At 71.1% G+C, this 20156-nt stretch carries 19 protein-coding genes; 16 read left to right on the plus strand and 3 right to left on the minus strand.

What is annotated here, in order from left to right; all coding sequences use genetic code 11:
- The first annotated feature begins 135 nt into the window (after window positions 1-135).
- The 6 genes from ACQEXA_RS39675 (at window position 136) to ACQEXA_RS39700 (ending at window position 7070) form a co-directional block, all read left to right on the plus strand.
- Window positions 136-1290 carry a glycosyltransferase family 4 protein gene (locus tag ACQEXA_RS39675; RefSeq protein WP_432926761.1) on the plus strand — a complete coding sequence of 385 codons (1155 nt, stop codon included), beginning with the start codon at window positions 136-138 and terminating at the stop codon, window positions 1288-1290.
- A 15-nt stretch (window positions 1291-1305) separates the two neighbouring features.
- Window positions 1306-1635: a helix-turn-helix domain-containing protein gene (locus ACQEXA_RS39680; protein WP_433132441.1), complete on the plus strand. Its 330-nt coding sequence runs from the start codon at window positions 1306-1308 to the stop codon at window positions 1633-1635.
- A complete protein-coding gene (locus ACQEXA_RS39685) occupies window positions 1530-1925 on the plus strand; it encodes a recombinase family protein (RefSeq protein WP_433132443.1) in 396 nt (131 codons plus the stop codon). The genes ACQEXA_RS39680 and ACQEXA_RS39685 overlap by 106 nt, the downstream gene beginning before the upstream one ends.
- Window positions 1922-3895, plus strand: a complete 1974-nt coding sequence (locus ACQEXA_RS39690) for a zinc ribbon domain-containing protein (protein ID WP_433132445.1) — start codon at window positions 1922-1924, stop codon at window positions 3893-3895. Before ACQEXA_RS39685 ends, ACQEXA_RS39690 begins: the two co-directional genes overlap by 4 nt.
- Window positions 3896-4034: 139 nt before the next feature.
- On the plus strand, window positions 4035-5270 hold the full coding sequence (locus ACQEXA_RS39695) for an IS701 family transposase (protein WP_433132447.1): 1236 nt from the start codon (window positions 4035-4037) through the stop codon (window positions 5268-5270).
- 213 nt (window positions 5271-5483) lie between these two features.
- Complete coding sequence (locus tag ACQEXA_RS39700) at window positions 5484-7070, plus strand: GMC oxidoreductase (protein WP_432926754.1); 1587 nt, start codon at window positions 5484-5486, stop codon at window positions 7068-7070.
- A gap of 18 nt (window positions 7071-7088) precedes the next feature.
- Here the strand turns inward: ACQEXA_RS39700 and ACQEXA_RS39705 are convergent, their stop codons facing one another.
- Complete coding sequence (locus tag ACQEXA_RS39705; RefSeq protein WP_432926752.1) at window positions 7089-8885, minus strand: AMP-dependent synthetase/ligase; 1797 nt, start codon at window positions 8883-8885, stop codon at window positions 7089-7091.
- 302 nt (window positions 8886-9187) lie between these two features.
- On the opposite strand from ACQEXA_RS39705, the gene ACQEXA_RS39710 reads away from it, so the two are divergent.
- The 6 genes from ACQEXA_RS39710 to ACQEXA_RS39735 all read left to right on the plus strand — a co-directional run bounded on the left by ACQEXA_RS39710 (window position 9188) and on the right by ACQEXA_RS39735 (window position 14519).
- Window positions 9188-9985 carry a metallophosphoesterase family protein gene (locus ACQEXA_RS39710; RefSeq protein WP_433132449.1) on the plus strand — a complete coding sequence of 266 codons (798 nt, stop codon included), beginning with the start codon at window positions 9188-9190 and terminating at the stop codon, window positions 9983-9985.
- Window positions 9986-10147: 162 nt separating this feature from the next.
- Window positions 10148-10594 (plus strand): SRPBCC family protein, encoded by a 447-nt coding sequence (locus ACQEXA_RS39715; protein ID WP_432926748.1) that lies wholly within the window; start codon window positions 10148-10150, stop codon window positions 10592-10594.
- A 90-nt stretch (window positions 10595-10684) separates the two neighbouring features.
- Window positions 10685-11863: an ArsA family ATPase gene (locus tag ACQEXA_RS39720; protein WP_433132451.1), complete on the plus strand. Its 1179-nt coding sequence runs from the start codon at window positions 10685-10687 to the stop codon at window positions 11861-11863.
- A gap of 102 nt (window positions 11864-11965) precedes the next feature.
- Window positions 11966-12481, plus strand: a complete 516-nt coding sequence (locus ACQEXA_RS39725; RefSeq protein ID WP_432926744.1) for a DUF5304 domain-containing protein — start codon at window positions 11966-11968, stop codon at window positions 12479-12481.
- A gap of 110 nt (window positions 12482-12591) precedes the next feature.
- Window positions 12592-13545 carry an ROK family glucokinase gene (locus tag ACQEXA_RS39730; protein ID WP_359389052.1) on the plus strand — a complete coding sequence of 318 codons (954 nt, stop codon included), beginning with the start codon at window positions 12592-12594 and terminating at the stop codon, window positions 13543-13545.
- Window positions 13546-13760: 215 nt separating this feature from the next.
- Window positions 13761-14519, plus strand: coding sequence for an endonuclease/exonuclease/phosphatase family protein (locus tag ACQEXA_RS39735; RefSeq protein WP_433132453.1), 759 nt, complete (start codon window positions 13761-13763; stop codon window positions 14517-14519).
- 5 nt (window positions 14520-14524) lie between these two features.
- On the opposite strand, the gene ACQEXA_RS39740 is transcribed toward ACQEXA_RS39735, so the two are convergent.
- Together ACQEXA_RS39740 and ACQEXA_RS39745 are read right to left on the minus strand one after the other, a co-directional pair.
- Window positions 14525-15088, minus strand: a complete 564-nt coding sequence (locus ACQEXA_RS39740) for a hypothetical protein (protein WP_432926740.1) — start codon at window positions 15086-15088, stop codon at window positions 14525-14527.
- Window positions 15081-15860, minus strand: coding sequence for an alpha/beta hydrolase (locus tag ACQEXA_RS39745; RefSeq protein ID WP_359389059.1), 780 nt, complete (start codon window positions 15858-15860; stop codon window positions 15081-15083). The genes ACQEXA_RS39740 and ACQEXA_RS39745 overlap by 8 nt, the downstream gene beginning before the upstream one ends.
- Window positions 15861-16022: 162 nt before the next feature.
- Between ACQEXA_RS39745 and ACQEXA_RS39750 the strand changes: the two genes are divergently transcribed.
- The 4 genes from ACQEXA_RS39750 (at window position 16023) to ACQEXA_RS39765 (ending at window position 20067) form a co-directional block, all read left to right on the plus strand.
- A complete protein-coding gene (locus ACQEXA_RS39750) occupies window positions 16023-16781 on the plus strand; it encodes a lysophospholipid acyltransferase family protein (protein WP_432926738.1) in 759 nt (252 codons plus the stop codon).
- A 30-nt stretch (window positions 16782-16811) separates the two neighbouring features.
- Window positions 16812-18047: a MacS family sensor histidine kinase gene (gene macS / locus ACQEXA_RS39755; protein ID WP_432926736.1), complete on the plus strand. Its 1236-nt coding sequence runs from the start codon at window positions 16812-16814 to the stop codon at window positions 18045-18047.
- Between the two features lie 148 nt (window positions 18048-18195).
- Window positions 18196-18888, plus strand: coding sequence for a response regulator (locus ACQEXA_RS39760; RefSeq protein WP_433132455.1), 693 nt, complete (start codon window positions 18196-18198; stop codon window positions 18886-18888).
- A gap of 150 nt (window positions 18889-19038) precedes the next feature.
- Entirely contained in the window at window positions 19039-20067 is a 1029-nt protein-coding gene (locus ACQEXA_RS39765; protein WP_433132457.1) for a 6-phosphofructokinase, read from the plus strand.
- Window positions 20068-20156 lie beyond the last annotated feature (89 nt).

A 20156-nucleotide genomic window follows, 5' to 3' on the forward strand; every position in this document is an offset into this window, starting at 1 on the left:
CCCTGTCCTCGCGCGTTCCGTGTCGCTCTGCCGTGCGGGGCCATGATCTCCCGGCGCACCGTGCGGGTGCCATGAAGCGCGGCCGTACGGAGCTGTGAGTACGGTCGCACATCCGGTTCGGTACTGTCGACGACGATGCACAAGACCCTGATCGTGACCAACGACTTTCCGCCCCGCCCGGGCGGTATCCAGGCGTTCCTGCACAACATGGCGCTGCGCCTGGACCCCGAGCGGCTCGTCGTCTACGCCTCCACCTGGAAGCGGGGCGACGAGGGCGCCCGGGCGACGGCCGCCTTCGACGCGAAGCAGCCGTTCACCGTCGTACGGGACCGGACCACGATGCTGCTTCCGACGCCGGGTGCGACCCGCCGCGCGGTGGGACTGCTGCGGGAGCACGGCTGTACCGCGGTGTGGTTCGGTGCGGCGGCGCCACTCGGCCTGATGGCGCCGGCGCTGCGGCGCGCCGGGGCGCAGCGGCTGGTGGCGACCACGCACGGCCATGAGGCGGGATGGGCGCAACTGCCGGCCGCGCGCGGCCTGTTGCGCCGTATCGGTGAATCCACGGACACGATCACCTACCTGGGCGAGTACACGCGTTCGCGGATAGCCTCCGCGCTGACGCCGCAGGCGGCCGGACGGATGGTGCAGCTGCCCCCCGGCGTCGACGAGGAGACCTTCCATCCCGCATCGGGCGGCGACGAGGTCCGCGCCCGCCTGGGCCTCACGGACCGCCCGGTGGTGGTCTGCGTCTCCCGGCTGGTCCCGCGCAAGGGCCAGGACACCCTGATCCGGGCGATGCCGCGCATCCTGGCCAAGGAGCCCGAGGCGGTCCTGCTGATCGTCGGCGGTGGTCCCTACGGGAGAGACCTGCGCAGGCTCGCGTCCGAGACCGGTGTCGCCGACGCGGTCCGCTTCACGGGCGCCGTCCCGTGGTCGGAGCTGCCCGCGCACTACGGGGCGGGCGACGTCTTCGCGATGCCGTGCCGCACCCGTCGGAGTGGCCTGGACGTGGAGGGCCTCGGCATCGTCTACCTGGAGGCCTCCGCGACCGGCCTCCCGGTGGTCGCCGGCGACTCGGGCGGCGCCCCCGACGCGGTCCTGGACGGCGAGACCGGGTGGGTGGTCCGCGGCAGTTCGGTGGAGGACACCGCGGACCGCGTCATCACCCTCCTGGGCGACCCGGAGCTGCGCCGCCGCATGGGCGAGCGGGGCCGGCGGTGGGTCGAGGAGAAGTGGCGCTGGGACCTGCTGGCGGACAGGCTCATCAATTTGCTTAGAGTTCCTCAGTGATCGTACGGTGATCGTGTGGAACTTCTTCGACTCTCAAAGGCCGCCAAACGCTTGGGTGTTCACCCCGTGACGCTTCGTCTTTGGGCTGACTCGGGCAAGATTCCGGTGACGTGGGTCGGGCGTGAGCGCCGGTTCTCCTCGATCGATGTGGAGGCGATGAAGGTCTCCACCGGTGGCGAGGGTGTCCGCCTGGAGGGCCTGTACGTGCGCGTCTCCGGCTCCCACGGGGGGGGGAATCCTTGCTTCAGGCGCAGGAGAAGGAGCTGCGGGCCACCTCGACGGGCGAGATCGTCAAGGTCTTCCGTGACCGGGCCTGTGGCCTGCGGGAGGACCGGCCCGGTCTGAGCCGGCTCCTGCGGGCCGTTGCTGACGGCTCGGTGACCGTCGTGCGTGTCACGCACGAGGACCGGCTCGCCCGGTTTGGTGTCGGCTGGCTCAAGCACCTGCTGTCCGTGTACGGCGCGAGTCTTGAGGTGCTGCACCCGAAGAAGCTCGGTGGCCGGGATGAACTCCTTGAGGACTTCGTTTCGCTGGTCACCACGTTCGCCGGCCGCCTGTACGGGATGCGGTCGGCTGAGAACCGGCGTCGTCTGCTGGCCGAGTCCGGGCAATGCCAGGCCGGTAGTCACCGGTGAGCCGGAAACCGCTGCTCGCCGACGGCGAGACCTCCCGCACCGCGTGCGCCCGCACCCTTGTGCGCACAGGCGTGGATGAGAAGACCGGCGAACGCCTGTCGCTGTCCGCTGTGACGTTACGCGTCGGCTGGTGCGCGGGCCTCGTGTCCAACATGGCCGCCGCCCTGCTGGCCGAACACTGCAATACCGGCGATGTTGATGTACTGGCTGCCGGCGTCGATGCGGGCGGCCGGAATCTGCCGTCGAACGCGTGGATGGCGCTGCGGCGTCTGGGCTGGAGTGCCGCCCCGCTCGAGGGCGTGAAGGTCAACGACCGGATCGTGCGCATGGCCCAGGAGCAGGCCGGGCGGGCGCTGCGCTCAGTGAAGTGGCGCGCCGATGTGGTCTTGGGGGTGCTGGCGACGTGGCCGGCCGATCCGAGTAAACGCACCCCGAGAGAGTGGGATCAGGTTCGGGCGGCGATCTGTGGCGGGGAGCATCTGCCGTCCAGCATCATCAACGCCCGCACCCGGCAGGTCGCCACGTATCTCAAGGCCAACGGCCGTCTGCCCGTGGACGTGTTCGAACTCGAAGGCACCCCGAGAATCCCGCGCCTGCTCCTGCTCGCCGCGTGCGACGGGCAGCAGGCCACGATCGAACGCTCCGAAACCGACACCGGGCAGGCGCTGCTACGGCTTCAGCTGCCCACCCGCCCCGACCCGCAGACATACCGGGACTGGACATGGGTGGCCTGCCCCATCGCGCTGCCGCCGACGGTCCCCGCATCGGCCGTGCTCCACCTACCGACTGTGCGCACCGCAGACGGGACGGTGCGCGTCGACGTGGCGTACACCCACGCCGTCCCCAAGGCCCACCGCACCGGTCATGCGGTGGCGCTCGGCGTGGACTGGGGCCTGAACACGCTCCTCAGCGCGGGCACCGTGCACCTGAACGGCGATGGGCGGATGACCGCGCTCGGTGCCGGCGGCCAGTTCCGGGCCGCCGGTGTGCTCGCCAAGCAGCACCGCCTGCGCCGCCTCTCGGAGCGGCTGCACACCAAGGCCGACCAGTACATGCGGCTGATCGCAGGCCACGACGACCACCAGCTTGCCCCCAAGCTGGACGTGCTGCGCAGCGAGATCCAGCACGTGTCCAACCGCCGGTCGAACCTCAACGACGCGCTTGCGCGGGCTGCTGCACGCTGGGCCGTCGACCAGGCCATCGCGGCCGGGGCCACGGTGATCTATGTCGAGGATCTGCGGTCGATGGAGGCCGGGGGCATGGGCCGCACCCTGAACACCCGCCTGTCCCAGCAGGTCCGCGGACAGATCGCCGACCGCATGCGGCACCTCGCCACCGAACAGGGCATCGCCGTCGTCACGGTTCCAGCCCGCAACACGTCCAAACTGTGCCCGCACTGCCTGACCCCGCTGCGGCACCGCAAAACCCCCGACCGGCCCACCCTCGCGGGATGGAAATGGGCCATCTGCCCCCACCAGGACTGCCGGTGGCAGGGTGACCGCGACCACGGTGCCTGGCGCCGTATCGCAGCCCGCGGCCTGGCCCACCAGGCCACGACCGTTTCCGACCGTACCAGCGGCCACATGGTGATCCGGACGGTCCTCGACAACCTGGAAGCGAACGCCGTCCTCACACCGACTCCCAAGACCAGCCGGAGGGACCGGTCCAAGGCCGGCCCCACCCGGCGTCGTTCCACACGCCCCGCGCCCAGGCGACGCAGGGCACCCTCCCCGGCACGGCCTCGCGGTCATGCCGGCCAGCGTCCGGAGGGACACGCTCACACGGACCGGACCCGGCTGCCCCGCGCAGCCCACCGACACCAGGGCGTGAACACGATCAGCACACCCACCACCGGTCACCAGCCACGAGGGGCAGCACTCGGCGCGGGATTCCACCTCCACGCCCACGCCTCCCCACCACGGTGGGAAACGATCCCGGAAACTCAATCCAACTCAGGATCGCATAGCTAATCAGAGACGCTCAGGGAACTGCTGTAGCGGGCGCAGTTCCCCGCGGCCCGGCCGGAACGCCCGGAACCGCCGAAACCCCTAGTAGGGCTTGGTTATCTTGGGGGAAGGAGGGCGTGTTGGCCTCGCGGAGGTGAGGGCCATGGCTCCGCAGGAGCTCGTGGAGGCCCAGGACCGGTTGGCGGCGTTCGCGGCCGAGGTGTTCGCCCCGTTGGGACGGTCCGACCAGCGGCGGTGGGGCGAGCGGTATGTGCGCGGGCTGCTCGGTGCGGGCCGCCGCAAGTCGATGGAGCCGATGGCGGCCCGGCTGGGGGTGGACCGGCAGGGCCTGCAGCAGTTCCTGGCCGACGCCCCGTGGTCCCATCAGATGGTGCTGGCCGAGCTGGCCTGGCGCATGGAGCCGGTCATCCGCCCGGCCGCCTGGGTGATCGACGATGTGTCCTTTCCCAAGGACGGCCACGCCTCGCCCGGCGTGGCCGCGCAGTACTGCGGGGCGCTGGGCAAGACCGCCAACTGCCAGGTCGCCCCGAGCGTGCACCTGGTCACCGACGCGGCCTCCTGTCCGGTGAACTGGCGGCTGTTCCTGCCCGAGCAGTGGGACGTGACCGCCGCGCCCGCCGAGGACGCCGACCAGGTGGCCAAGCGCCGCCGCCGGGCCCACATCCCCGACGAGGTCTGGCATGTCGCCAAGTGGCAGCTGGCCGTCGACATGGTCGACGAGCTGCGGTGCTGGGGGCTGGACCCGCCGCTGATCGTGGCCGACGAGGGCTACGGTCAAGACGGTGCCTTCCGGCTGGCGTTGGAAGAGCGCGGCATCGACTACGTGGTCGGGGTGCGTTCGGACACCGCGGTGCTGCCCGAGACCGCCACGCGTACCGCTCCGGCCTGGTCGGGCACCGGCCGGCCCCCGGTGCCCCGCTACCGGCAGGCACCCACCTCGGTGCGCACGCTGGTGCAGGACGCCGGGCACGGCGCCCTGCACCGGGTGACCTGGCGGCAGGGCTCCAAGGGCCCGTTGCGCTCGCGGTTCGCCGCACTGCGGGTGCGCCCCGCCGGAGTGCGGCTGCGCCGGGCGCACCCCGGCGAGGACCTGCCGGTGTGCTGGCTGCTGGCCGAGTGGCCCGCCGGCGAGAAGGAGCCGACCAAGTACTGGCTCTCCACGCTGCCCGCGGACACCCCCCTGCGGCACCTGGTGCGCTCGGCGAAGCTCCGCTGGCGGGTCGAGCACGACTACCGCGAGCTGAAGACCGCCTTGGGGCTGGGTCACTTCGAGGGCCGCACCTGGAACGGCTTCCACCGGCACCTCACCCTGGCCTCGGTCGCCCAGGCGTTTTGCACCCTGGAGCGACTGTCCCCGAAAGCGGCGGCCACGGCCTGACGACCTACCAGGTCGTGGCCGGACTGCAGGTCCTGCTGGCCTGCTGGGCCGGGCGCTGCCCGCTGTGCCGGACGCCGCTGCCCCCACCCAGACACACCAAGCCCATCCCAACCTAACCAAGCCCTACTAGCCGGAAGCCGAAAATCCGCTGATGCTGCGGGCATGACAGGAAAACTGACGTACCATCACCTGACGAGACGTCAAATCCTTGGGATGGCCGCCCTCCAGACGGCGGCCGCCCTCGGATTCACCCGCATCGACCTCCAGTCCGCCCGGGCTGCCGAGCCCGACGCGGTCGAATCCGCCCCGGCGATCGTCGTCGGCTCCGGCTACGGCGGCGCCGTGGCGGCCCTCCGCCTCGGCCAGGCCGGTATCCGCACCCTTGTGCTGGAGATGGGCCGCCTGTGGAACACCCCGGGTCCCGACGGCAAGGTCTTCTGCTCCACCAGCGCTCCGGACCAGCGGTCCATGTGGTTCCGCACCCGCACCGAGGCGCCGCTCGCCACCTTCCTGTGGCTGGACGTCGTCAACAAGGACATCGGCCGCTATCCCGGCGTCCTGGACCGTGTGCACTTCGACCACATGTCCGTGTACGTGGGACGGGGCGTCGGCGGCGGCTCCCTCGTCAACGGCGGCATGGCCGTCACACCCCTCCAGTCCTACTTCAGCGAGCAGTTCCCCACCGTCGACGCCACCGAGATGTACGCCACGTACTTTCCCCGGGCCCGCTCCATGCTGGGCGTCAACACCGTCGATCCCGCCTGGTTCGAGGCGACGGAGTGGTACCGCTTCGCCCGCACCTCGCGGAAGGCCGCAGCCAACGCCGGTCTGAAGACCACCTTCGTGCCGAACGTCTACGACTTCGCGTACATGCAGCGCGAGGCCGCCGGCACCGCCACCAAGTCCGCCCTGGCCGGCGAGGTCATCTACGGCAACAACCACGGCAAGCGCAGCCTCGACAGGACCTACCTGGCCTCCGCGCTCGGCACCGGCCATGTCACCATCAACACCCTTGAGCGGGTCAGGGAGATACGGCGGGCGGGCGACGGGTCGTATCTGCTCACCGCGGACCGGATCGACACCACTGGCGCCGTCGTGGAGACCAAGGAGTACTCCTGCACGTACCTGTTCCTCGGCGCCGGCAGCCTCGGCACCACCGAACTGCTGCTGCGTGCCCGGGAGACGGGTGCCCTGCCCGCCCTCGACCCGAGCGTCGGCAGCGGCTGGGGGACGAACGGCAATGTGATGCTCGGCCGCGCCAACCACCTCTGGGACACGGTCGGCGCCAACGAGTCCACCATCCCCGTCATGGGCATCGACGACTGGGCCAACACCGACAACCCCGTCTTCGCCGAGATCGCCCCGCTGCCCACCGGTCTCGAGCACTGGGTGAGCCTCTACCTCGCGATCACCAAGAACCCGCAGCGGGCTTCGTTCACCTACGACCCGGTGACGGATGCCGCGAAACTCGGCTGGACCGCCGCGCAGAGCGCCGTCTCCGTGAGCATGGCGAAGAAATTGTTCGACCGGATCAACTACGCCAACGCCACCATCTACCGGTACGACCTCTTCGGCACGGGCAGCAAGGTCTTCGCCGACGACTTCACGTACCACCCGCTCGGCGGCTGCGTCCTCGGCCGGGCGACCGACGACTACGGCCGGGTGAAGGGGTACTCCAAGCTGTACGTCACCGACGGCTCCCTCGTGCCCGGGTCCATCGGTGTCAACCCCTTCCTCACCATCACGGCGCTCGCCGAACGCACCATGACGCGGGTCCTCGCCGAGGACACCGCGTCATGACGTGAGGGCGTAGGCCCCCTACTTCCGGTAGATGGCCTCGATCTCGTCCGCGTAGTCCTTGGTCACCACGTTGCGCTTGAGCTTCAGGGACGGCGTGAGGTGGCCCGACTCCTCGGTGAAGTGGGAGGGGAGAATGCGGAACTTCCGCACCGATTCCGCCTTCGACACCGCGGCGTTGCCGTCGTCGACCGCGTCCTGGATCGCCGCGAGCAGATCCTGGTCGTCACGCAGCGACGCCGCGGTGGAGCCCGCCGGCTTGCCGTGCTCGGCGGCCCAGCGGCCCAGGAACTCCTCGTCGATGGTGATCAGCGCGCCCACGAAGGGCCGCCCGTCGCCCACTACCATGCACTCCGCGACGAGTGCGTGCGCCCTGATGCGGTCCTCGATCACGGCCGGGGCCACGTTCTTGCCGCCCGCGGTGACGATGATCTCCTTCTTGCGGCCGGTGATCCGGAGGTAGCCGTCCTCGTCGAGGGTGCCTATGTCGCCCGTGTGGAACCAGCCGTCGGCCAGCGCCTCCGCGGTGGCGGTCTCGTTGTTCCAGTACTCCTTGAACACGTGCTCGCCGTGCAGCAGCACCTCGCCGTCGTCCGCGATGCGGATGACGGAGCCCGGCAGCGGCTGGCCGACCGTGCCGATCTTCTGCCGGTCCCAGGGGTTGAACGCCGTCGCGGCACAGGTCTCGGTCAGGCCGTAGCCCTCCAGGACCGTGAAGCCCATCCCGCGGAAGAAGTGGCCGAGGCGCTCGCCGAGCGGGGCGCCTCCGGAGATGGCGTACTCGCCGCGGCCGCCGAGCACCGCGCGCAGCTTGCTGTAGACGAGCTTGTCGAACGTCTTGTGCTTGATCTTCAGACCGAAGGACGGGCCCGACGGGGTGTCCAGCGCCTTGCTGTAGGCGATGGCGGTGTCCGCGGCCTTGTCGAAGATCTTGCCCTTGCCGTCCGCCTGCGCCTTGGCGCGCGCCGAGTTGTAGACCTTCTCGAAGACGCGCGGCACACCGAGGATCAACGTCGGCCGGAAGGCGGCGAGTTCGTCGGTGAGGTGCTTGATGTCCGGGGCGTTGCCCAGCTTGATGGGCGCCATCATGGGCGCGATCTGCACCAGACGTCCGAAGACGTGCGCGAGCGGCAGGAAGAGGAGCACGGAGCACTCGCCGGTGCGGAAGAGGGGGCGCAGCCGCTCAACGATGTTGCCGCACTCGGCGAAGAAGTTGCGGTGGGTGAGCACACAACCCTTGGGGCGCCCGGTGGTGCCGCTGGTGTAGACGATGGTCGCCGGGTCGTCGGCCTTGGCGAGCGAGCTGCGCTCGTCGACCGTGGCGTCGCTGACGTCCTTCCCGGCACGCCCCAGTTCCTCGACGCCTCCGGGCTCGATCTGCCAGACGTGCTTGAGTGCGGGCAGCCGGTCGCGCACGGCCTCGACGGTCGCGGCGTGCGCGTCCAGCTCGACCACGCAGGCGGTGGCGCCCGAGTCGCTCAGGATCCACTCCACCTGCTCCGGAGAGCTGGTCTCGTAGACCGGCACGGTGATCGCGCCGGCGCTCCAGATGGCGAAGTCGAGCAGCGTCCACTCGTAGCGGGTCCTCGACATCAGACCCACCCGGTCGCCCGGCTGCACTCCGGAGGCGATGAGCCCCTTCGCCGCGGCGCGCACCTCGGCGAGGAAGACGGTTGCGGTGACGTCCTGCCAGGCACCGGTCACCTTGCGGGCGATGACGGCGACGTCGGGATGCTGCGCGGCGTTTCTACGGACGATGTCGGTCAGATTGCCGTCCGCAGGGACCTCGTACAAAGCCGGAAGGCTGAACTCGCGCAAGACTGCTGCTCCTCATAGGGCGCCGACGCCACGACGGTGTGTGCTGCGACGGTGCGGTCCAAGGCTCGGTCAGGTGCGCAGGGTTCTCCCAAGGATGGTTGAAACCCTGAGCACGACTGGACTGCCCGGACGTTACCCGTCGGTATGGCCTCTCCGACAGGGGGGCCCGACGAGATGTTCCGTGCGTCACACGGGTTGGCGTTCCTTCGCGCACAGTAGTCCACGCGCTTCTTGACTGGCCAGTAATCGCAGGTCCGGCCGCCACTGTTCACGTTTGCCGCACACCTTTACCCTTGATCGCCATGGCACCCACACCGGGCGGTAACCGAAGGATGTGCGTTCACGTGGTCAGCGACGTGCACGGCAACGCGCGTGACCTGGCGAGAGCCGGCGACGGGGCGGACGCGCTGATCTGCCTGGGTGACCTGGTCCTCTTCCTCGACTACGCCGACCACTCGCGCGGCATCTTCCCCGATCTGTTCGGCGTGGAGAGCGCCGACCGTATCGTCGAACTGCGCACCGCCCGCCGCTTCGCGGAGGCCCGGGCCTTCGGTGCGCACTTGTGGGCCGGTATCGGCACCGACCGCGCCGCGGTCATCGAGAAGGCGGTCCGCAGGCAGTACACCGAGTTGTTCGCGGCGTTCCCGACGCCGACGTACGCCACCTACGGCAATGTCGATATACCGCCTCTGTGGTCCGAGTACGCCCAGCCGGGTACGACCGTCCTGGACGGTGAGCGGGTGGAGATCGGCGGCTGGACCTTCGGCTTCGTCGGCGGGGGCCTGCGCACCCCCATGCGGACCCCGTACGAGATCGGCGACGAGGAGTACGCGGCGAAGATCGAGGCGCTCGGCGAGGTGGACGTGCTGTGCACCCACATTCCGCCGGAGGTTCCCGAACTGGTGTACGACACGGTGGCGCGCCGCTTCGAACGCGGCAGCCGCGCCCTGCTGGACGCCATCCGCCGCACGCGCCCGCGCTACTCGCTCTTCGGCCATGTCCACCAGCCGCTGGTGCGGCGGATGCGGATCGGGAGGACGGAGTGCGTGAACGTGGGGCATTTCGCCGGCAGCGGGAGGCCCTGGGCGCTGGAGTGGTGAGGGGCGCGCGGGCGGCGTCCGCTCCGGGGCGACGGGCCGGTGGCCCGAGGGCAGGTGGGGTGGTAGCGGCGCGGCGCGCGCGCGGTAGCCTTCACGCTGCACACACGTGCGCACGTGCACTTCACCCTCCCTCACCGGACCGCATCTGGAGGAGCCACGGCGATGGCCGAACACACCAGCTCGAGCATCACGATCGAGGCGGCCGCGGCCGACGTCATGCGGGTGATCGCCGACTTCGCGCGCTACCCGGACTGGACGGGTGAGGTGAAGGAGGCCGAGGTCCTCGCGACGAACGCGCAGGGCCGTGCCGAGCAGGTACGCCTGGTGATGGACGCGGGCGCGATCAAGGACGACCAGACGCTCGCCTACACGTGGACGGGCGAGCGCGAGGTCTCCTGGACCCTGGTCAAGTCCCAGATGCTGCGCTCCCTGGACGGCTCGTACCTTCTGAAGCCGGCGGGCCCGGGCGGCACCGAGGTGACGTACCAGCTCACCGTGGACGTCAAGATCCCGATGCTCGGCATGATCAAGCGCAAGGCCGAGAAGGTCATCATCGACCGGGCACTGGCGGGGCTGAAGAAGCGGGTGGAAACCGGGGACGTCAAGTAGCCGTCCGCGTGACCCCGGCCGCCCCGTGACTCGAGGCTCGCCGATGTCCCTGCCCGACCCGTCGGCCGGGCCCCGGTACCGTTCACGCTCATGCGCACCATCCTGATCACCGGCTCCGGCGGCTCCGGCCGGACCACCGTCGCCGCGGCCACCGCGCTGGACGCCGCCCGCAAGGGCACGCGCACCCTCGTCCTCAGCGCGGACCGCACAGACACCCTCGGTGCCGTACTCGGCGTCCCGACCGGCGCCACCCCCGTCGAAGCCGCCCCCGGCCTGAGCGCCTGGCGTCCCGACGCCGCCGCCCGCTTCCGGGACGATCTCCTCGCCTTCCAGGACCGCGCGGCCGGAGTGCTCGACCTCCTCGGTGCCGCCCGGCTGGACGCCGAGGAGGTCACCCCGCTGCCCGGCGCCGAGGAACTCGCCCTCCTGCGCGCCCTGCGCGACGCCGCCCTCTCCGAGGTGTACGACCTCCTCGTAGTCGACCTGCCCCCCGTACCGCAGGCCCTCGTCCTGCTCGCCCTCCCCGAGGAGCTCCGCCGCTATCTGCGCCGTGTGCTCCCGCCGGAGCGGCAGGCCGCCCGTGCCCTGCGCCCCGTCCTCGGCCGTCTCGCGGGTGTCCCGATGCCCGCCGAGTGGCTGTACGAGGCGGCTGCCCGCTGGGACGTGGAGCTGGCCGCCGTCGAGGCCGTCGTCGCCGACCGCGCCACCAGCGTGCGGCTGGTGGCCGAGCCGGGGCCGGCCGGCGCCGACACCCTCCGCGCCGCGGTCACCGGCCTCGCCCTGCGCGCCCTGCGCCCCGAACTGCTGATCGCGAACCGGGTCCTGCCCGACACCGGACACGACGCCTGGCTCGCGGGTGCCGTCGCCCAGCAGCGCAAGGCATTGGAGGAGTGGCAGGGGACGTACGGCGTCCAGGGCGTTCACGGCGTTCCGCATCTCGGCCGCGACCCGCGCGGCGCCGACGACCTCGCCGACCTGGCCGTGCCCGCCGTCAACGAGGCACCCGCCCCGGTCGAGTGGCCGGTGGCGGACCGGCTCGCCGAGGACGGAGTGCTGGTGTGGCACATCCCGCTGCCGGGCGCCATACGGGACGAACTGGATCTTGTCCGCCGCGGCGACGAACTCGTGGTGTCCGCCGGACCCTTCCGCCGGATCGTTCCGCTTCCCTCCGCCCTGCGCCGCTGCACGGTGGCCGGGGCGGCCCTGCGCGAGGGCGAGCTGCGGATCCGCTTCGTTCCCGACCCGGAGCTGTGGCCGCGCCTCGGCTGACCTGCCCCCGGCCCGGGGCGCCGGAAGCGGGCCGGTACATGGTGAGACGGGTACCGCCGTTCGGGTAACGTCGGGAGTACGAACCGCAGTCAGGAGTCCGCCATGAGCGAAGAGCGCCCCACGTCCGACGCCGCTCACCAGGGGGCCGCCGACGAGACGGTCATCCCCCCTGCCGGTGCGCAGCGGGAAGCCGCGACCGATGCCGACGCCTGGGCGACGGCGTGCGCCGAGGACCTCGCCGCGGAAAAGGCCCGCCGCCGTGCCCGGTACGGCACGCCGCCCGGCTCGGCCGCCGAGGAACTGCGCAAGCTCGTCGACGCCGTCGCGGAGAAGCTGTCCGGGCTGCAGACGCCGCTGTTCGGCGCCGCGGCCTCGGGAGCGGCCCAGCAGGTGGTACAGCAGGTGGTGCAGCAGGCCAAGGCCGCCGTGGACCCCGTCATAGAACGCAACCCTGCGGTCTTCGACCACCTCGCCGCGGCCGGCTCGGAGCTGCTCGCCGCCTACCGCTCGGCCGTCGAGGGCCACGAGAGGCGATGGACCGGCGGCACCTCCGAGGACTTCGACCCCCGCGGGCCGGGCAACGACCAAGGTCCGGGGGAGCGCATCGACCTGGACTAGTCCCGACGGGGACGGGGCCGAAGGCCCCTGCTGCCAGGAGCGATCCGCCGCCCCTCAGCCCCCTCGGGTACGGTGGGCCGTAGCGGGGCTCGACCGAAACTGAGGGATTCATGGGACTCACCATCGGCGTCGACATCGGCGGCACGAAGATCGCGGCCGGTGTGGTCGACGAGGAAGGCAACATCCTCTCGACCCATAAGGTGCCGACCCCGGGCACGCCCGACGGCATCGTGGACGCGATTGCCGCTGCCGTCGAGGGCGCCCGTGCCGGACATGAGATCGTCGGCGTCGGGATCGGCGCCGCCGGATACGTCAACCGCCAGCGCTCCATGGTCTACTTCGCGCCGAACATCGACTGGCGGCAGGAGCCGCTGAAGCAGAAGGTCGAGGCCCGCGTGGGCCTCCCGGTGGTCGTCGAGAACGACGCGAACGCGGCCGCGTGGGGCGAGTACAAGTTCGGCGCGGGCAAGGGCCATCGCAACGTCATCTGCATCACGCTGGGCACCGGCCTCGGCGGCGGCATCATCATCGGCAACAAGCTCCGCCGCGGCCACTTCGGCGTGGCCGCCGAGTTCGGCCACATCCGGATGGTCCCGGACGGCCTGCTGTGCGGCTGCGGCTCGCAGGGCTGCTGGGAGCAGTACGCCTCCGGCCGCGCCCTCGTCCGGTACGCGAAGCAGCGTGCCAACGCCACCCCCGAGAACGCCGAACTGCTGCTGTCGCTCGGTGACGGCACCCCCGACGGCATAGAGGGCAAGCACATCTCGATGGCCGCCCGTCAGGGCGACCCGGTGGCCGTGGACTCCTACCGCGAGCTGGCCCGCTGGGCCGGCGCCGGCCTCGCCGACCTGGCCTCCCTGTTCGACCCCTCCGCGTTCATCGTGGGCGGCGGTCTCTCCGACGAGGGCGAGCTGGTCCTCGACCCGATCCGTAAGTCGTACAAGCGCTGGCTGGTCGGCGGCAACTGGCGCCCGGTCGCCCAGGTGATCGCGGCCCAGCTGGGCAACGAGGCGGGCCTGGTGGGCGCCGCGGACCTGGCCCGGGAGCCCGACCCGATCATGTAGCGGTCACCCCCTTTGTTTTCGCGCCTCGGTCGGTCTCCGGGGCGCAGCCGGTGTCGAGAGCCCGAGCGTGCTGAGCCTTCGGGTCTCCGCGTTCCCCCACGTTCCCCTTCGCGTGCGTGGGAGGGGCCCAAGGGCTCTCGACACCGTCGCGCACCTCGGCTCACTCGCCAATACCCCTCGGTATGCGGTCGGCGGTTGGGCGTATGTTGATCGGCATGGCGTCCTCGACCCCGCTGCTGCCCAACTCCCAAACCGAACCCGGCGGTTCTGCCGTCCTGAGGGTTCTCGGCTACAACATCCGCTCGATGCGTGACGACACCGACGCGCTCGCCCGGGTGATCAGCGCCTGCGCGCCCGACCTGGTGCTCGTCCAGGAGGCCCCGCGTTTCTTCCGCTGGCGCAAGAAGCTCGCCCGGCTCGCCGCGGCTTCCGGCCTGGTGGTCCTCTCCGGCGGCGGCACCGTGGCCGGACCGGCGATTCTCTGCTCGCTGCGCGCCACGGTCGAACGCACCGAGGACGTACTGCTGCCGCTCACCCCCGGACTGCACCGGAGGGGCTTCTCGACCGCCGTCGTGCGGTTCGGCGGCGCCCGCCTCGGCGTCGTCAGCTTCCACCTCAGCCTGGAGCGTGAGGAGCGGTACGCCCAGGGCGGCATGCTGCTCGACCGGCTGGCCGGGCTGGGCGTCGAGCACGTGATCGCGGGCGGCGACCTCAACGAGCGCCCGGACGGGCCCACATTCAAGCGCCTGGCGACGGACCTCCAGGACGGCTGGGCCACCGCCCCGTGGGGCGACGAGTACACCTGGACGCCCGGCGACCCCTATCAGCGCATCGACGCGATCTTCGCCACGGGCGGCGTCGAGGTCCTCGGCTGCGGTGTCCCCCTCGGCCACCCGGGGGTGAAGCAGACGGACCTGAGGGCGGCCACGGACCACTTCCCGGTCCTGGCCGCCCTCAGGGTTCCCGCGTCGTAGGCCGGTCAGACGACCGCGCCCCGCCCCGGGTCGTCGTCCTCATCGTCGCCCGTCTTCATCCGCACCACCAAGGTCGCGAAGCCGCCGAGGAAGCCGCCGACGCCGACCGTGGTGAGCCACCACGTCATGTCCCAGCCGAGCAGCACCGCCAGCAGGAGCACGACCGGGCCGCCGATCACCCCGAGCCAGGCGAACTTCGCCGTCGTGTCCGCCGTGGGCAGCGGCGGCGGCTCCGGCGGGACGAAATGGCCCTCGTCGTCCTCGTCGAAGTCGTCCTCGGAGGGCTTGGGCGGGGTGTAGTCGCGCGGGCCGACGCCCGGTGCGAAGGAGATCGAGCTGCCCAGCGGCTTGGCCGGCTTCTCCTTCGGCGCGTCGTCGTTCCTGGCGCCGTCCGGCTCCCAGTCGGGCAGCGCCAGGTCCTCGACCGGCTTGTACGGCTTGCTGCCCGGCGGGTCCGCCGGCTCCTCGCCGTACCCCGCGACGATCGCCGCCCAGGCGGCCTCCTCGTCGAAGGGCACACCCTTCTCGTCCGGCTCGCGGTCCTCGCGGTCGGAGTCGTGCTCAGCCACCTGCGGCCGTCCCTTCCTTGCCGAGACTGGGCGCGAGCCGGCCGATGAACGCGTGGGTCTCCTCGAAGATCCGGTCCGCGTCGTTGTCCAACGTCGCCACGTGGTAGCTCTGTTCCAGCAGGATCTCCCGCACGTCCGTGGAGGAGACCCGGCTCAGGATCCGCGCCGAGTCGGCCGGCGGGACCACATGGTCCTGCGGGCTGTGCAGAAGCAGCAGCGGCTGGGTGACCTGAGGGAGCTCTCCGTCGACGATACGGAAGAAGTTCCGCAGGGAGTACGCCGCGTGCAGGGGCACCCTGTCGTATCCCAGCTCCTCACTGCCCTCCTTGGCGATGTCGCTGGCGATGCCCGGCGTCGACCGCACGAGGTGGCGGGCCACCGGCAGCGCGTACGCCGTCAGTCCGTGCACCTTGTTCGCCGGGTTGACCACGGCGACGCCGCTGATGGCGTCCCCGTACTTGGCGGCGAGGCGCAGGGCGAGGGCGCCGCCCATGGACAGGCCGGCCACGAAGACCTGAGCACAGCGCTCGCGCAGAGCCCGCAGCTCGCGGTCCACCTCCGCGTACCAGTCCGGCCAGCCGGTGAGCTGCATGTCCTCCCAGCGCGTGCCGTGCCCGGGCAGCAGCGGCACCGACACGGAGAGGCCGCGCTCGGCGAGATACTCGGCCCACGGGCGCAGCGACTGCGGGGAACCGGTGAAGCCGTGGCAGAAGAGGACGCCGACCTCCCCGCCGTCATGGCGGTACGGCTCGGCTCCAGGGAGGACCGGCACGTCGGTCTCCTGTTCATGTAAAGGGGCTGGGCACGTCGATTGCAGGTACTTCACCGTACGCGACGGCACTGACACCGACCAGGGCCGTCGGCCTCTTTGCCGACCGGGCGCGTTATGGTCTGTTCGACAGACACAGGAGGCACTCGGTTGTTGTACGGCGCGATGAAGGTAGCCATCGGGGGGCCGCTGAAGCTCGCCTTCCGGCCCTGGGTGGAAGGCCTCGAGAATGTTCCCGCTGAGGGCCCTGCGATCCTCGCGAGCAATCACCTGTCCTTCTCGGACTCGTTCTTCCTGCCCGTGATGCTCGACCGCAAGGTCACCTTCATCGCCAAGGCCGAGTACTTCACCACGCCCGGGCTGAAGGGCCGCCTGACCGCCGCCTTCTTCAAGGGCGTCGGACAGCTGCCCGTCGACCGCTCCGGCGCGCGCGGCGCGGGCGAGGCCGCCATCAAGAGCGGTATCGAGGTGCTGGAGCGCGGCGAACTGTTCGGTATCTATCCGGAGGGCACGCGCTCGCCCGACGGCCGCCTCTACCGCGGCAAGCCCGGCGGCCTGGCGCGCGTGGCGCTCGCCACCGGCGCGCCCGTCCTCCCGGTCGCCATGATCGGCACGGAGAAGATCCAGCCGCCGGGGAAGGTCATGCCCAAGCTGATGCGCCCGGGCATCCGTATCGGCAAGCCGCTCGACTTCCGCCGCTACCAGGGCATGGAGCAGGACCGTTTCGTCCTGCGCGCGGTGACCGACGAGGTCATGTACGAGATCATGAAGCTCTCCGGCCAGGAGTACGTCGACATGTACGCGACCGCCGCCAAGCGGCAGATCGCGGAGGCGGCGAAGGCGGAGAAGCAGGCGCACAAGGAATCCGAACAGGCGCAGAAGGACGCGGAGAAGGCGGCCGGGAAGGAACCGGCGGGCTCATAACGCCGTCCGTACGGCTCGGGGGTGGGGGACGTGGCCAAGCGCGAGCGGGTCATCAGTATGTCGGTCGAGCAGCCGCTGTGGCGCGCGCTCACGGCGTACCGGGTCCTGACGATGGTCTATGCGATCGGGCTCTTCGCGACCGCCTACAGTGCGTTCGCCCGGCCCTGGCTGGCGATCGCGTACTACGTCGTGCTCTGTGTGTGGACACTCGCCACGCTCCCCAGGGTCGCGAACGCGGCGAGCTGCACCAAGCGGTTCCTCGCCGCCGACCTCGCCATCGCGCTCACCGGCATCCTCCTGACGCCGCTCGCCGCGACGCACGAGCGGATCGTCTCGGGCGGCCCCACCCTGCCCTCGATCTGGACCGCCGGATCCGTCCTGGCGTACGCGATCAAGGGCGGCTGGCGCTGGGCGGGCCTCGCCTCCACACCGGTCGCCGCGGCGAACCTGATCGAGCGCGGTGCCCCGGCCCGCGACACCGTCCACAACGTGGTCCTCGTCTGGGTCGCCTCCATCGGGATCGGATACGTCGTCGAGGTGGCCCGTGCCTCCGAGCGCACCCTCGCCCGGGCCCTGGAGATCGAGGCCGCGACCCGCGAGCGGGAGCGGCTGGCCCGGGACATCCACGACGGCGTGCTCCAGGTGCTCGCCATGGTGCAGCGGCGCGGCTCCGCGCTCGGCGGTGAGGCCGCCGAGCTGGGCCGGCTGGCCGGTGAGCAGGAGGCCGCGCTGCGCACCCTGGTCTCCACGGGACTCGTGCCGGTCTCCCGCGTGTCGGAGGACGCGGCGCTGGGCGCGGTCGTCCGTGCGGTCGAGGAGCCGGCCGCCGAGGAGGGCCCCGTCGACCTGCTCTCGCTGCTCGCCCCGCACGCCGGTGCCCGGGTGACCCTCTCCGGACCCGGCGTGCCGGTACCGCTTCCCCGCGCCGCAGCCCGTGAACTGACCGCCGCCGTCAGTGCCGCCCTGGACAATGTCCGCAGGCACGCGGGGGACGGGGCGCACGCCTGGATCCTGGTCGAGGACGAGCGGGACGGGATCGTGGTGACCGTACGGGACGACGGACCCGGCATCCCGGAGGGGCGGCTCGCCGAGGCGGAGGGAGAGGGGCGGCTGGGGGTCGCCCAGTCGATCCGCGGCCGGCTGCGCGACATCGGCGGCACGGCCGAGGTGATCTCGGTCCCGGGCCAGGGCACGGAAGTGGAACTGAAGGTACCGAAGGCCGTGAAGGACCCGCAGGGGTCACGGGGGAAGGCGGAGCAGCGATGACGGGAGCGCAGCCGGGCCGGGGGCCGGTCCGGGAGGCGATGTCCGACGGCTGGCCGCCGGGCCCGCGTTCCGCAGGAGACGCGACGGCGCCGCACGGAGCGGCGCCGCTCCCCGGCCCGGCCGGCGCCGTGCGACAGGCGGCGGGGCGATGACGGCGGACACGGCCGGCGAACGGCGGGACCCGATCAAGGTCATGGTGGTCGACGACCATCCCATGTGGCGGGACGCCATCGCGCGCGACCTGGCCGAGTCAGGCTTCGATGTGGTCGCCACGGCGGGCGACGGCGACCAGGCGGTGCGCCGCGCCCGGGCGGCCGCGCCCGATGTGCTCGTCCTGGACCTGAACCTGCCGGTGAAGCCGGGCGTGCAGGTCTGCAAGGAGCTCGTCGGCGCCGACCCGGCGCTGCGGGTCCTCGTGCTGTCGGCGAGCGGCGAGCACGCGGACGTGCTGGAGGCGGTGAAGTCGGGTGCGACGGGCTATCTGCTGAAGTCGGCGTCCACGGAGGAGCTGATCAACGCGGTGCGCCGCACCGCGGTCGGCGACCCGGTGTTCACCCCGGGCCTCGCGGGCCTGGTCCTCGGCGAGTACCGCCGCCTCGCCTCGGAGCCCGCCCCCGCCACCGGCGCCGACGAACCGAAGGCGCCGCGGCTGACCGACCGGGAGACCGAGGTGCTCCGGCTGGTCGCCAAGGGACTGGGCTACAAGCAGATCGCCGAGCGCCTGGTCATCTCGCACCGCACCGTGCAGAACCACGTCCAGAACACCCTGGGCAAGCTCCAGCTGCACAACAGGGTGGAACTGGTGCGTTACGCGATTGAGCAGGGGCTCGACGCCGAGTGAACCATTGATGTGGCATACCACTTTCGAGTGGATTTACGGTGATCAACTAGCTGACATTTCACCGGAATTGACCGGCCGCGCCATGCCGAAGTGACGTGCGTCACCATTAGCGTGACCCGCATCAGGCAACCGCGGCGAAGGGACATTTCCATGCGGGTCGGAGTACTGACCGGAGGCGGCGACTGCCCCGGGCTCAACGCCGTCATCCGGGGCGTCGTGCGCAAGGGCGTGCAGGAGTACGGCTACGACTTCGTCGGCTTCCGGGACGGCTGGCGGGGCCCCCTCGAAGGCGACACCGTACGGTTGGACATCCCGGCGGTGCGCGGCATCCTGCCCCGTGGCGGGACGATTCTCGGCTCCTCGCGCACCAATCCGCTCAAGCAGGAGAACGGAATCCGGCGTATCAAGGAGAACCTCGCCAAGGAGGAGGTCGACGCGATCATCGCGATCGGCGGCGAGGACACCCTGGGCGTCGCGGCGCGTCTGGCCGACGAGTACGGGGTCCATGTCGTCGGCGTACCGAAGACCATCGACAACGACCTGTCCGCCACGGACTACACCTTCGGTTTCGACACCGCCGTCAACATCGCGACCGAGGCGATCGACCGCCTGCACACGACGGCGGAGTCCCACATGCGGGTGCTCGTGGTCGAGGTGATGGGCCGTCACGCGGGCTGGATCGCCCTCCACTCGGGGCTAGCCGGCGGGGCCAATGTCATCCTCATCCCCGAGCAGCGCTTCGACGTCGACCAGGTCTGCGCCTGGGTGACGTCCCGCTTCAAGGCCTCGTACGCGCCGATCGTGGTGGTGGCCGAGGGCGCGATGCCGAAGGACGGCGACGTGGTGCTCAAGGACGGGTCCCTGGACTCGTTCGGGCACGTCCGGCTGTCGGGCGTCGGCGAGTGGCTGGCGAAGGAGATCGAGCGGCGCACCGGCAAGGAGGCCCGCACGACCGTGCTCGGGCACGTCCAGCGCGGCGGTACACCCAGTGCCTTAGACCGCTGGCTCGCCACCCGCTTCGGTCTGCACGCCATCGAGGCGGTCCGCGACGGCGACTTCGGCAAGATGGTCGCCCTGCGCGGCACGGACATCGTCCGGGTGCCGATCTCCGAGGCCACGGCCAAGCTGAAGACGGTCGACCCGAAGCTGTACGAGGAGGTCGGGGTCTTCTTCGGCTGACGTCCGCGGCCTCCCCGCCGTCCCCCAGCTGCATCCCTCCGGGGCGCCCGCCGTACACGCACCCGCATCGCCGTATATTCGGCGGTACC

It is taken from the genome of Streptomyces sp. CA-106110 (assembly GCF_050936285.1).
Lineage (GTDB): Bacteria > Actinomycetota > Actinomycetes > Streptomycetales > Streptomycetaceae > Streptomyces.